Origin of the sequence: Asticcacaulis sp. EMRT-3, from assembly GCF_030027245.1 — a bacterium.
GTDB lineage: Bacteria > Pseudomonadota > Alphaproteobacteria > Caulobacterales > Caulobacteraceae > Asticcacaulis.
This window is the reverse complement of sequence record NZ_JASERT010000001.1, coordinates 503,348-516,339: the sequence shown is the minus strand read 5'-3', so window position 1 is coordinate 516,339 and position 12,992 is coordinate 503,348. Positions and strand designations below refer to the sequence as shown.

At 60.2% G+C, this 12,992-nt stretch carries 14 protein-coding genes and 1 riboswitch; of the genes, 4 read left to right on the top strand and 10 right to left on the bottom strand.

The features are described from left to right. Positions 1–437 precede the first annotated feature (437 nt). Positions 438–1,937, top strand: coding sequence for a serine hydrolase (locus QB905_RS02505; RefSeq protein WP_282972995.1), 1,500 nt, complete (start codon positions 438–440; stop codon positions 1,935–1,937). A 44-nt stretch (positions 1,938–1,981) separates the two neighbouring features. On the opposite strand, the gene QB905_RS02500 is transcribed toward QB905_RS02505, so the two are convergent. Both QB905_RS02500 and QB905_RS02495 read right to left on the bottom strand, forming a co-directional pair. Then, positions 1,982–2,443: a J domain-containing protein gene (locus QB905_RS02500; RefSeq protein ID WP_282972994.1), complete on the bottom strand. Its 462-nt coding sequence runs from the start codon at positions 2,441–2,443 to the stop codon at positions 1,982–1,984. A 5-nt stretch (positions 2,444–2,448) separates the two neighbouring features. Continuing rightward, the gene (locus QB905_RS02495) at positions 2,449–3,297 is read right to left on the bottom strand and encodes a division plane positioning ATPase MipZ (RefSeq protein ID WP_282972993.1); all 849 of its coding nucleotides are present in this window, start codon (positions 3,295–3,297) and stop codon (positions 2,449–2,451) included. Positions 3,298–3,623: 326 nt separating this feature from the next. Here QB905_RS02495 and QB905_RS02490 point away from each other — a divergent pair, with 326 nt between their 5' ends. The 3 genes from QB905_RS02490 (at position 3,624) to radC (ending at position 5,459) form a co-directional block, all read left to right on the top strand. After that, on the top strand, positions 3,624–3,812 hold the full coding sequence (locus QB905_RS02490) for a hypothetical protein (RefSeq protein WP_282972992.1): 189 nt from the start codon (positions 3,624–3,626) through the stop codon (positions 3,810–3,812). A 70-nt stretch (positions 3,813–3,882) separates the two neighbouring features. Then, positions 3,883–4,701 (top strand): type I methionyl aminopeptidase, encoded by an 819-nt coding sequence (gene map, locus QB905_RS02485; protein WP_282975555.1) that lies wholly within the window; start codon positions 3,883–3,885, stop codon positions 4,699–4,701. Positions 4,702–4,724: 23 nt separating this feature from the next. Continuing rightward, a complete protein-coding gene (radC, locus tag QB905_RS02480; protein ID WP_282972991.1) occupies positions 4,725–5,459 on the top strand; it encodes a RadC family protein in 735 nt (244 codons plus the stop codon). Positions 5,460–5,545: 86 nt separating this feature from the next. Here the strand turns inward: radC and QB905_RS02475 are convergent, their stop codons facing one another. The 8 genes from QB905_RS02475 to QB905_RS02440 form a co-directional block, all read right to left on the bottom strand. After that, entirely contained in the window at positions 5,546–5,980 is a 435-nt protein-coding gene (locus tag QB905_RS02475) for a hypothetical protein (RefSeq protein ID WP_282972990.1), read from the bottom strand. 228 nt (positions 5,981–6,208) lie between these two features. Next, entirely contained in the window at positions 6,209–6,586 is a 378-nt protein-coding gene (locus QB905_RS02470) for a hypothetical protein (protein ID WP_282972989.1), read from the bottom strand. Between the two features lie 78 nt (positions 6,587–6,664). After that, on the bottom strand, positions 6,665–8,236 hold the full coding sequence (gene gcvPB, locus QB905_RS02465) for an aminomethyl-transferring glycine dehydrogenase subunit GcvPB (RefSeq protein WP_282972988.1): 1,572 nt from the start codon (positions 8,234–8,236) through the stop codon (positions 6,665–6,667). Beyond that, positions 8,233–9,573 (bottom strand): aminomethyl-transferring glycine dehydrogenase subunit GcvPA, encoded by a 1,341-nt coding sequence (gcvPA, locus tag QB905_RS02460; RefSeq protein ID WP_282972987.1) that lies wholly within the window; start codon positions 9,571–9,573, stop codon positions 8,233–8,235. The genes gcvPB and gcvPA overlap by 4 nt, the downstream gene beginning before the upstream one ends. Before the next feature lie 152 nt (positions 9,574–9,725). Next, positions 9,726–10,091: a glycine cleavage system protein GcvH gene (gene gcvH, locus QB905_RS02455; protein ID WP_282972986.1), complete on the bottom strand. Its 366-nt coding sequence runs from the start codon at positions 10,089–10,091 to the stop codon at positions 9,726–9,728. A gap of 15 nt (positions 10,092–10,106) precedes the next feature. Beyond that, positions 10,107–11,252 (bottom strand): glycine cleavage system aminomethyltransferase GcvT, encoded by a 1,146-nt coding sequence (gcvT, locus tag QB905_RS02450; protein WP_282972985.1) that lies wholly within the window; start codon positions 11,250–11,252, stop codon positions 10,107–10,109. A 129-nt stretch (positions 11,253–11,381) separates the two neighbouring features. Continuing rightward, positions 11,382–11,475, bottom strand: a riboswitch (glycine riboswitch). A gap of 67 nt (positions 11,476–11,542) precedes the next feature. Beyond that, a complete protein-coding gene (locus QB905_RS02445; protein WP_282972984.1) occupies positions 11,543–11,983 on the bottom strand; it encodes a hypothetical protein in 441 nt (146 codons plus the stop codon). Continuing rightward, positions 11,976–12,842, bottom strand: a complete 867-nt coding sequence (locus tag QB905_RS02440; protein ID WP_282975554.1) for an NYN domain-containing protein — start codon at positions 12,840–12,842, stop codon at positions 11,976–11,978. Before QB905_RS02440 ends, QB905_RS02445 begins: the two co-directional genes overlap by 8 nt. Positions 12,843–12,992 lie beyond the last annotated feature (150 nt).

Here is a 12,992-nt window from a genome sequence, read left to right as displayed (position 1 = left end):
AAACCCGGACGTCCTGCCCGGATGAACAGTGTTATATCGCAGGCGCGATAACAGGTCAAGGATTATGTTGCGCTGCACAACGCAATTAACGCAATCGTGATGCGACATTTCCCGCCACATGGGAGATTTTTAGTCAAGCCGTGCAGACAGTGGTTGTCTGCGCTTGTCGCATCGGGCTTGTCCTGATCCAGTGTCAGGGCCCCTGATGTGATCCGGGCAGTCGCAAGGCGGGATTTCCCGGTCACGAAACGGTGTCCTTAAAACTTGCTTAAGGAAATGCCGTAACACACTTGTGGTTCGGGTTGCTGGCTGCGGCGCATAATAGGAACACATTGCTTCCTTATTCTGCCCGCCGAGGCGAAGGTTAGCGTTGTAAAAGAGTTTTAAGGACAGCTTTGATGGGCAGGATCGGGCAGGCAATTATTTCATTCCGGCGGATGGCAACACTTTCAGGTGCGCGCGGCGGCAAGGCTTTGCTGCTGACAACGGCGGTGATGATGGCCCTGCCCACCCTGATCCCTAACGCCGCCGTCGCGCAGGATCTGACCGACAATGCCAAATATGCCGGTATCGTGGTCGATGCCCAGACCGGTGAAGTGCTGTACGGAATGCGCGCCGACGCCGAGCGTTATCCGGCCTCGCTGACCAAGATCATGACCCTCTATATGGTGTTCGACGCCCTGGCCCACGGCCAGATCAAGCCCACCGACCAGATCACCATCAGCCAGCACGCCGCTTCGCAGGCGCCGGTCAAGGTCTATATGAAGGCGGGCGACACGATCGATGTCGATACGGCCATGCGCCTGGCCTCGACCTATTCGGCCAATGACATGGCCGTGGCGCTGGCCGAAAAGGTGGGCGGCACCGAGGAACGCTTCGCCGCCATGATGACGATCAAGGCGCAGGAACTGGGCATGACCGAAACACGCTTCGTCAATGCCAACGGCCTGCCCGATTCGCGTCAGGTGACCTCGGCGCGCGACCTGGCCATTCTGGCGCGCGCGGTGATGCGCGATTACCCGCAATATTACGGCTATTTCAACCTGCCCAGTGTCACCTTTCGCGGCCGCACCTATTACAACCACAATCCGCTGCACGGTATGCCGGGCGTCGATGGCATGAAGACCGGCTTCACCAATGCCGCCGGCGAAACCATTGTCGTGTCGCAGGTCAAGTACGGTCACCGTCTGATCGCCGTCATGCTGGGCGCTACCAATAGCCGACAGCGCCGCGAACACGCCACCGAACTGCTGAATATCGGCTTTGATGTCGAAAACCGCCGCGACCACGGCGAAGTCATCACCGTGGCGCAGAACGAATTCACCAAGGCCTTCGATACGGGCATCATGCCATCGTCCACCACGCCCTATCAGGTCATGCCGCAAGGCCCCGTGCCCTATACGGTGCTGGCCGCCAACAGCAAGCCTTTGAGCGACCAGCAGTTACGCGCTACGCTTGAGGGTAGCGAACAGGCCAATGCCACCGATAGCGATGTCGAAAAAGCCAGCGCCGTCATCAAGGCCCCGGACGTGGTGGCCGCGCTTAATCAAACGCCCAAGGCAGCCGATCTGACGCCCGCTCCGGTTCAGAAGGCCACCCCCGCGCCGGTTACCAGAACCGCTGAAAAGATTCGTGTGCATACGCGCCTCGCCGCCGCCGACAGCAAGGCGTCGAAAAGCCGTAAGAAGAAGCGTGACGCCGTCTGGTCGATTCAGGTCGGCGCTTTCCGCGACAAGGAACTGGCCGCCGACTGGGTGAAGAAGATTCAGCACCGCTTCGACGACGCCCTGGCCGAGGGCCGTTCACAGGTCACCAAATCCGATGCGGGCTGGTATCGTACGCGCTTCGCCGCCCTCACCAAGGAAGAGGCGCAAGGAGCCTGCAAGAGCATGAGCGCCAAGCATCTCGACTGCATGGTCATCAAGCCGGACGCATAACGAACCGGTATTTAGCGGCCTTAAAGCCCCCCCCTCCGCCAATGTCACACGCCTCTGCGCCGGAGCAGGATGTCGCGCGCCGCATTGAGCGCCTGAGCGCGTTCGCCGGAGCCGCCCTGATCGGGATGCGCCGTCTTCATCTTGCGCTTCCACGCCTCGCGTATCGCCTTGCGATCTGCCCCCACCGCCAGGTCGAGCACGGCATAGGCACGGATTTCGTCCTGACTGTAGGCGGCGGCCACGGGCGGGCCTTGCGGCCTGCGAAACGCCGCCTGAAAGCGCACTGTGCCCATCATGCCCATGCCGATCAGTATGGCGATCACGCCTTCCCACAACAGGCCGCGCACCAGAAGCGTGATACCGAACACGCTTAAGCCGACGCCGATGACGCTGCGCACGGCGCGGAACTGCCTGATCCACGGCGCAGGTTTCAGGCGGCCAAGGCGGGCCTGCCGCCCGATATAGACAAAGATCAGAAACGCCACCGCGATCAGGGCCAGCCACATAGATTTTACGTCTCCGCCGTTTCAAATTCAGGCTCGGCCTGGGTATCGCTTCCGGCCTCCAGCCCCAGCGAGGCCATCAGGGCGCGCAATTCCTGCCGCGCCGACACATGGCTGAGCGACATGGCCACCGGATTGATGTCCTCCGAAAGATCGGCCACAGTCAGGCCGAACGGAAACAACTCACGATAAATCACCCGGTCGCGCAGGCCCGCCAGAACCTCAAACCCGACCCGCTTGCCCAGCGCCGTCACCCGCTCATCCACCCGACGGCGGTTGCGCGCCTCAAGCTGGGCCAGACGGTTGCGCAGCACGATCCAGCCGATCGACTTACCATCCCAGGCGGCGCGTGTTTTGCGCGAATTCCACACGGTTTCCGCATAGATGGACGGACGCTTGACCTCAAGCGTCACCGGATCGACCTCGCCCAGCAGGTCGAAATCGATGAAGCTGTCATTCATCGGCGTAATGATCAGGTGGGCCACGGCGTGGGCGCGGCGCGACAGGGCATGATCGCCGCCCGGCGTATCGATGATTACATAATCGGCTGCATCCAGCGCCTGATCAAGCGCGCGGTCAAACGCCGCCTTCGCCTCATTTTCCGGCGCGGTGAGCAGGCTGGCCGGCTTGTCGGCCAGAAAGGGTTCAAACGCCTGCAACAGAGTCTTTTCATTGGCCGCCGCCCATCTGGCGCGGTTGGAAAAGAAGCGGGCCAGCGAACGCTGACGCAGATCGAGGTCAATAAAGGCCACGCGCTTGCCCTGATGCAGCAGATGCACCGCCACGTGCATGGCCACGGTGGACTTGCCCGCACCGCCCTTTTCATTGCCGAAAACCAGAATACGCGCCTGCGACATGCCTTGAACTCCGCCCTGAACCTACGCTCTCACCGCGACTCATGCCCGAAGGCCCAAGTCCCCATCACTTAGGCCTTCATGCCGCTGGCCGCCAGAGGCCGTCAACCCTTCGTTAAGATTTTCGGCTTTCGTTAAGACTATCGGCGATTTTGGGCGTGGGTAAGTCATGTCTGAGCCGGAGGCTAATCCGAACCCGGACATTGTGCGTTGCAATAAATTGTCCGTATGCAAACCTTCGCAAGTGCAAATAAAATTGATTTAACAATTCAAAAAAGCGGGCGCAGACTGCCTTTGGTTACCCTTGGGGAGTTTATGGAGATCCTTTGATGGACGCTGCTGCCGAACGTTTAAAGTGCATGATGGAGGCTATTGATCATGGCCTCACCGTTGAAGAAGCCCTCGAAGAATGTCCGCATTGTGCGCCGCAACCGGGCGCTGCCGGATATGATGACGGATCGCTGCGGCACGACAATATGGGCTGGCAGGCACCGACCGCTTTTTCGGAAACGCTCTGACGGAACGACCGACACAATATAGGCCGCGCCCCCTCTGGAAATGAGAGCCGCTGCGGTCTATATTGCCGCCATGACGACAGATTCCGACTATATGACCCGCTCCGACACCATCCGCATTCACACGGATGAGGATTTCGCTGGTATGCGTAAGGCGGGCCGTGTGGCCGCCGAATGCCTCGACATGCTGATCCCGCACGTCAAACCCGGCGTGGCCACAAGCTTTCTCGATGATCTGGCGCGCCAGTTTATCTTTGATCATGGCGGTTTGCCAGCCTGCGTCTTTTATCGCGGCTACCAGAATACGGTGTGTATCTCGGCCAATCATGTGGTCTGCCACGGTATGCCTTCGGAAAAAACCGTGCGTGAAGGCGACATCGTCAATATCGATGTCACCTGCATTATCGATGGCTGGCATGGCGACACTTCGCGCATGTACGAGGTTGGCGACGTATCGCCGAAAGCAAAGCGTTTGATCGACGTCACCTATGAGGCGATGGCGCTCGGCCTGGCCCAGATCAAACCGGGCAACACCTTTGGCGACATCGCCGCCGCTATCCAGAAATATGCCGAGGGCCAGCGCTGCTCAGTGGTGCGCGACTTCTGCGGTCATGGCGTCGGGCGTATCTTCCACGATGCCCCCAATGTGCTGCATTTCGGCAAGGCGGGCACCGGGCCCGTGCTCGAAAAAGGCATGTTCTTTACCGTCGAGCCGATGATCAATCTCGGTCGTCATGAGGTGAAAGTACTGAACGACGGCTGGACCGCCGTGACGCGCGACAAGACGCTGAGCGCCCAGTGTGAACATAGCTGCGGCGTGACGGACAATGGCGTCGAGCTGTTCACCGCCTCGCCAACGGGTCAGTTCCGGCCGGGCGCAGTCGCCGGCTAGGCCGTTTATTTTTGGGGGGAGGCATGGACGCAAACGATCATCCGGCGGCTGAGCCCCTTCTCCCGCAACATGGCGGCCATCGCCAGCGTCTGCGTGACCGGGCACGCATCGGCGGCGTATCGGCCCTGCCCGATTACGAACTGCTCGAACTGTTCCTGTTCCGCTCGATCCCGCAACGCGATGTCAAGCCGCTGGCCAAGGCCCTGCTGGCGCGCTTCGGCTCACTGGCCGCCGCCCTCTCCGCCCCGCTCGATGACATGCTACAGGTGTCGGCGCTCGATAATCACGGCAAGGCGCTGAAAATGACCGCCGACATCGCGCTTGATCTGCAACTGATGTTCGAGGCCACGCGTCGTCTGGTGGCCGATCCCTTACGCCGCACCACGGTGATCGCCTCATGGTCGGCTTTGGTGTCGTACCTCAAGGTGACCCTGGCCCACGAGCCGCGCGAACAGTTTCGCATCCTGTTTCTCGACAAGAAAAATCAGTTGATCGCCGACGAAATCATGGGCCACGGCACGGTCGATCATGCGCCGGCCTATCCGCGCGAAATCATGCGTCGCGCGCTGGAGCTTTCTTCCAGCAACGTCATTCTCGTGCATAACCACCCCAGTGGCGATCCCATGCCGAGTCAGGGCGACATCGACATGACAAAACAGATCGTCGCCGCCGGCAAGCCGCTCAAGATCGGCGTCCATGATCATCTGATCGTCGGTCGCGAAGGCGTGGCCAGCCTGAAACAGATCGGGGCTATGTAAACGGGCAGCGCAACAAGAAAAAGCCCCTCCGGCGAAACCGAAGGGGCTTTTTTTGTCAATGTCTGTCGGCTTTAGACCGGGTGCTTTTAGACCGGGCGCGCGCGCCTGAGAAATCGGCGACGCATACCCACCAGCATACCACGACCGCGCAGGATAAAGCGTTCGGCCTTCAGAACCTGTTGCCAGAACACCGAAACCACCGGCGGATTACGGCGCAAAAGCTTGCGGATCGGCATGACCCAGTTGGGGTGGCGACGCTTCAGATGCACAAACTGGCGACGCGCCCAGAAGGAATTGCCGAGCACCAGCACCAGACCAAACACGATCAGGAAATAATGGCCCGGAATAATGATCAGCACAAAACCCGCTGCGATCAGCGACAAGCCAAGGGCGATCAGCAGCCAGCCGAGCACACGTCGGCTAAAGCGCTTGATCGCACGCTTGGCAGCGCGGATCCGGCAACGGGTGCGGGAAGGAACCATCTCTTCAATGGGCGCGACAGCGCCGTGTTCACTCGACATGCTGATCAATTCGGACGCCTTATCGTCCCCAAAAAACTCTAAATTTTTTCGCACCGCAACATAGCGACACAAGCCCCATATGGAGAGACATCATGGCATTGTAAAGGCTCAGCCTGAAGACGAAGTGAAGATGTCGAAAGTTTCGTATCTGTAAGGAAAACTTCGTGATGACAAAGCTTGTATTTGTTCATGTTTTCGGCTGCACATTCTGTGATTTGCAACAATATTTTACATCGTAACCGCTACCAGCCCACGACGCGGGCGGCGTTGATGGAGAATCCCCCTCAGATCGCGGCGGCAGCGATACAGATAGCGATAGCGCTTGGGCAGGACGCGCCGCTCGATACGCAGGCTGGTCAGCCAGAGCAGAGCCACCACCTTGGCGCCCGGACGCAACAGGGCACGAATGGGCCGCATCACCCTGGGATATTTATGCAGCAGGCGCACGAACAGCCGTTTCATCCATGTAGAGCCGCGCAAGATGATGATCAGGCCGATCAGCATGACCGGCACACCGAAGGGGCCCGGCAAGGGGGCGATCACCATGCCCAGCAGCATCAGACATGCACCGCCAAACGTCATCAACAGCTTTGCCAGAATCGCCATGACCAAGACTCCACGAAGGGTTTCCCATGATCAGGATATGGGCCCGCCGCATAAGGAAACAAGATGGAGTGCCGCGGACTAGCTGTAGCTCAGCCGGGGCTGGCGGGCAGCGCGCGTTTCATCAAGCCGTTTGGCCGGGGCCAGATAGGGCGCACCCTTGAAACGTGCCACCTCACCGGCCCTGGCAGCACCGGCCAGGGCGCGCAAGGTGGCGATAAAGCGGTCGAGTTCGTCCTTCGATTCGGTTTCGGTCGGCTCGATCAGCATGGCGCCATGCACGACCAGCGGGAAATACATGGTCATCGGATGGAAGCCCTCGTCGATCATCGCCTTGGCGAAATCGAGCGTGGTGACGCCGGTATCCTTCAGCCATTCGTCGTCGAAAAGCGCCTCGTGCATGCACGGGCCGTCCGGGAAAGGCACGCTCATCAGATCCTGCAAGCTGGCCTTAATATAGTTGGCATTGAGAACCGCGTCCTCGGCCACCTGCTTCAGCCCGTCAGCGCCATGACTGAGCATATAGGTGAGCGCACGGATAAACATGCCCATCTGGCCGTGAAAGGCGCACATTCTTCCAAAAGGCTTTTGGCGGCCAAAATTTTCAGCGCTGATCCCTTCGTCATGCTCGATCAGATCGAAGCCGGAACCGTGGGAGACCACCCACGGCTTGGGCGCGAAAGGCGCCAGCGCCTCGGACAGCACCACCGGCCCGGCACCCGGCCCACCGCCGCCGTGTGGTGTCGAGAAGGTCTTGTGCAGATTGATATGCATGGCATCGACGCCAAGATCGCCCGGACGCACCCGCCCGACAATGGCGTTGAAATTAGCGCCGTCACAGTAAAAATAGGCCCCCGCCGCGTGGGTCAGGCGGGCAATTTCGATGATGTCGCGTTCAAAAAGCCCGCAGGTATTGGGGTTGGTGACCATGATGGCGGCCACATCGGGCCCCAGCTTGGCGGCTAGATCGGCCACATCGACGCGGCCGTCTTCGGTCTGGGCCACTTCGCGCACCTGATAGCCGACAAAGGCGGCTGTGGCCGGATTGGTGCCGTGCGCCGAGGTCGGCACCAGAACCGTGCGGCGATGGCCCTGCCCCTTCGCCTCGTGCGCCGCCTTGATGGCCAGCAGCCCGCACAGCTCGCCATGCGCGCCCGCCTTGGGCGTAATGGCGACGGCGGGCATACCGGTCAGGGTTTTCAGCCAGTGGCTGAGCGTGTCCATCAGGGCCAGCGCGCCCTGCACAGTCGAGACAGGCTGCAAGGGGTGGATGTCGCCCAGCCCCGGCAGGCGCGCCATCTTCTCATTGAGACGCGGATTGTGCTTCATGGTGCAGGAGCCGAGCGGATAGAGCGCCAGGTCGATGGCGTGGTTCTTCTGGCTCAGGCGGACATAGTGGCGCATGGCTTCCGGCTCGGTCAGGCCCGGCAGGCCCAGATCATCGCCGCGCAACAGGCCGTCGAGGTCGGAGGCGTCGATCTCGACATCGGCGAAATCGACGCCGGTACGACTGTAATCGTCCTTCTCGAAGATCAGCTTTTCATTCTGCAGCAGGCCGCGCCCGCCCAGCAGCGTCCTGAACGAGGCGGCTGTAACGTCGATGTCTGGTGTCATTTCCGGCGCCGTCGGGCGGCCAACGCTGTTCATACTCATTGCACGGCTTCCTTCAGGGCTATGACAAGGGCGGCCATATCGGCCTCGGATACGGTTTCCGTGACGGCGAGAATCAGATCATTCTCAAAACCTGGTTCGTTTTGCAGGCGCGCGAACGGCACCCCGCCCAGCACGCCCCTGGCCGCCATCGCTTCCACCACCGGCGTGGCAGGTTTCGGCAATTTTACCGTGAATTCGTTGAAAAAGCGCGGCGTAACGATTTCAAACCCTGCGCTAACCAGTTGATCCTTCAGTTGATGCGCCTTGGCATAGTTGATTTTCGCCACACGCTTTAAGCCGGTTTCGCCGAGCAAGCTCATGTGAACACTGAAGGCCAGCGCGCAAAGCCCTGAATTGGTGCAAATATTTGATGTCGCCTTGTCGCGGCGGATATGCTGTTCGCGCGTCGAAAGCGTCAGCACGAAGCCGCGCTCGCCATCGGCATCGACCGTCTCGCCGCACAGACGCCCCGGCATCTGGCGCAGGTATTTTTCCTTCGCCGCGAACAGCCCGACATAGGGCCCGCCGTAGGACAGCGGTACGCCGATCGACTGGCCTTCGACCGCCACCACATCGGCGCCCATTTCACCGGGCGATTTCAGCAGACCCAGCGACATGGCCTCGGTCACCACCACGATCAGCAGCGCGCCCGCGGCCTGCGCCGCCTCGGCGATCTTCCTCACATCCGTGGCCGTGCCGAAGACATTCGGCGTCTGCACCACCACACAGGCCGTATCGGCGTCAATATGTTGCAGCACATCGGCTTCGTGATCGACCGCCACAGCGCAGGCCTCGGTTTTGATCCCGACCGCATGGGCCAGGGTTTCGACCGTTTCGCGGTAATGCGGATGCAGGCCGCCCGACAGCACGGCCTTGTTGCGGCGCGTGACGCGCGTCGCCATCAGCACGCCTTCGGCGGCGGCGGTCGAGCCGTCATAGAGCGAGGCATTGGCCACCGGCATCCCCGTCAGACGCGCCACCTGGCTTTGAAACTCAAACAAGACTTGCAGCGTGCCCTGGGCGATTTCCGGCTGATAAGGCGTATAGCTGGTCAGGAATTCCGAGCGCTGGATGATATGATCAACCGTTGATGGAATGTGGTGGCGATAGGCCCCTGCCCCAATGAAAAACGGCACATTCGCCGGCGACACATTCTGCGCGGCAAGGCTCTGAAGCTGCGCCTCGACCTCCATTTCGCCCGCCACCGTCGGCAGGTCAACCGTGCCTGCGCGGCGCGCGGGCTGCGGCACATCAACGAACAGATCGTCGATAGTGGCCACACCGATCTTGTCCAGCATGTCGGCCCGGTCATGGGCGCTTAAAGGGAGGTATCTCATAGGCTCACAATTCCTACCAAAGAACTCCCCCTGATTTCAGGGGGAGGTGGCGCGAAGCGTCGGAGGGGGTTAATTCCGACGGTCATTTAACCCCACCACCCCGCAGCAAGCTGCGCGGTCCCCCTCCCCTGAAATCAGGGGAGGTTCTTTTATTACAAGGTGTCCAGATAGGCGTCGTAAGCCACCTGATCCATCAGCCCGTCCAGCTCCGACAGATCGGACAGCTTGATCTTGGCGATCCAGCCGCCCGCTTCGGGCACGGCATTGATGGTTTCGGGCGCATTCGGCAGGTCGTCATTGACCGCAACCACCTCGCCCGACACCGGCGCATAGACATCCGACGCGGCCTTGACGCTTTCGACGACAGCAAAGGCGTCGCCCTGCTTCACGGTCTTACCCATTTCGGGCAGCTCGACGAACACAACATCGCCGAGCGCATTGGCGGCATAGAGCGAAATGCCCACAAAGGCTTCCGCGCCCTCGACGCGCACCCATTCGTGATCCTTGGTGAATTTCATGAGATTGTCCTTTGCTCAGGATTTCGGTTGGCGATGATAGCCATTGGCCACAAACGGCAGGCTGACGATTTCGGCGGCATAGGGTTTGCCGCGCACTTCCAGTTGGACAGCCGTGCCGATGGCGGAAAAGGCGGGCGGCACATAGCCCATAGCGATGGAAACCCCAAGGCTGGGCGACGGCACGCCGGACGTCACAACGCCCAGTTCCTCGCCGTCGCCGTCTAGAATTTTCGCACCTTCGCGGGCGGGCGGGCCTGCCAGCACGCGGATAGCGACGCGCACCCGCGCCAGATCGCCGCCAAGCTGGGCGCGGATCCTGTCAATGCCCCTGATGTCGCCGCGCTCAAGTCTTGATTTTTGCATGGCGAAGCCAAGATTAGCCTCAACCAGCGTATAGCCTGCATCCATCTCATGCCCGTAGAGCGGCATTCCGGCCTCCAGGCGCAAACTGTCGCGCGCGCCCAGCCCGATCGGCTTCACCAGAGGGCTGGAGAGCAGTTCGTCCCACAGATCGCCGACGCGCTCCGCCGGGAAGCTGATCTCAAAGCCATCCTCGCCCGTATAGCCGGAGCGCGAAATAAACGCCGTTTCGCCCAGCAGCTCAAACGTGCCGCAGTCCATGAAATACATGTCACAGGCCGCCGGGCACAGTTCGCGCATCACGTCCTTGGCCTTCGGCCCTTGCAGGGCCAGAAGCGCCCGCTCGGTCAGCACTTCAAACTCGACATCTTCAAGTTCGTCTGGGGGGCCATTTTCGTCGTCGGCGATGGCGTCGGCGATGATCTCGAAATCCTGATCCTTGCAGGCGGCATTGACCACCAGAAAGAAGCCCTCGGCCTCAGGGCGCGACACCATCCAGTCGTCGAGAATGCCGCCGTCTTCAGCCAGCAACAGCGCATATTTCTGGCGGCCCGCTTTCAGGGCGGCGAAATCGGTCGGGGTCAGGGCTTCCAGCGTGGCGATAGCCCCCTCGCCCGTAATGCGCGCCTGTCCCATATGCGACACATCGAACAGACCGGCGGAGGCTCGCGTCCATTTGTGTTCGGCCAGCACGCCCTCATATTGCACGGGCATGTTGTAACCGGCAAACGGCACCATGCGCGCACCCAGCGCGATATGGCGGTCTTCGAGGGGCGTCGATTTGAGGATTTCTTCTGACATGAGGGCTCGCAGACGGTTTTAAGGTTCGGTCTGCCCCCGCTGTCCTTTGTGGCCTGAGAGATTTCAGCGTCTGTAAAACGCCTTCGCTCCGTCGGCGGATGCCATGACAGCATCACTTTCCAGCGTTTTAGATGACTTACGGTCCGTTGGCCTGAGCGTTTCCGGGGCGGTTGCGCCTTCGGCGGCGTGGACTTTAGGTCACGCACTCTCCCGTAAGGTCTTTCGCTTGTGCGATACGGCGCGATAAGAGTCAAGCCGATGAATCGTGTCGGTGAAAATCAACACCTCGCCTAACCGATCCAGTGCGCGATCCACCACACGCCCAGGCCCAGCAGGCCCAGAACCAGCACCAGCAGAACCAGCATCACGCTCAGACTGGCCAGCTTCTGGCCGAGACTGACCTCTTCCCATTCATAGGCGTCATCGGGCCAGATGCCGGTGCGAATCAGCGCCTTCAGTTCGCCTATCGTGAAATCGCGGTACACCAGGCATTTATCGGGCCACAGCCACCAAAAGGGTGAGGCCTTCTGTTCGATGGGCGGCTCGACGCCATAGCTTTTCAGCAAGCGCTGCACGTCATCGAGATAGAAGCCGATCTGGTGCTCGCCGCCAAGATCGCCGACCACGAAGGCGTCGTCACCCAGCGCCCGGAAATTTTCCAGCGCTTCGGGCGAACAATGCTGATGGCGCTCGATCAGGGCATAGAGGCGTTGTTCAAACGGTTCAGCCATGATGGGCCGCCCCATTATTGACCACCAGAGTCAGGTGCTTTTTCTGGAGCACTTGCGGCGGATTATAGATGTCCGGGCGGGCGATTTTTTCGGATGAACGCAAAAAACGAGCCTTATATTTCGCCATCTGCGGCAACAGGGCCGCTTCGAGATGACGGGTTTCAATGTCGAGGCAGGCATCGGCCAGCCGTTCGATATGGCGATTGGGATAACGGCCAGGCGGAGTCACCAGCACCAGCTTTTTTTTCGGGAACCGCTCCTTCAGATAGCGCGCCGTGGCAGCGTGATCGCCATCCGCCGTCACCAGATAGCAAATATCGAACAGATTATCCTCGGCATCGGCAGCGATGGACAGGGCCAGATTGACATCGCCCTGTTTTTCCACCGCGATCTGCCAGCCGTGCCCGCACGCCTTGCAGGTGTCTGTGGCGTGGATGAAATGGCCCATGCGGCAGATCACCCCCTGCCCTTGCAGCGCCTTCATATAGTCTTCGTGGCGCTTCAGCTTGAATTTCTGCGCCGGCCGGAAAGCCGAACACCAGACCACGCGCTTGACGGCCTCTGATTTTGGCGCAAGCGCCCGGCTCAGGGCCTTCAGATTGAGCCATTTCAGATAGGGGCGCTTATAGGCATCGACCGCCTGATAGAGGTTGAAGCCGTCATAATAAAAGGCCGCGCGCTTGCGGAAGATGGGCAGACGCCATCCGTCTTGCGAATTTTTCCCCGCCGCGCCCGACATATCGCCCTGATCCGTTAAGCTTTGGGTAACAGTTAAGCTTAAGCCCGAGGATTTGTCAGCATATTTTGTGGCGGGATAGGAAGGGAAGGATTTCACCACGGATCGACAGCCGATGGCCATCGACACGGATGCCGCTGCACGGCGACACGGATAAGGGCGCGGACTTCATGGTAAAAACACAATATTTGAGCCCGCAAATCATTCTGATCATGACGGCCTTGTCGTCGAAGACTGCGGTTACCCTGAAATCAAAGACCTTATCCGTGTAGA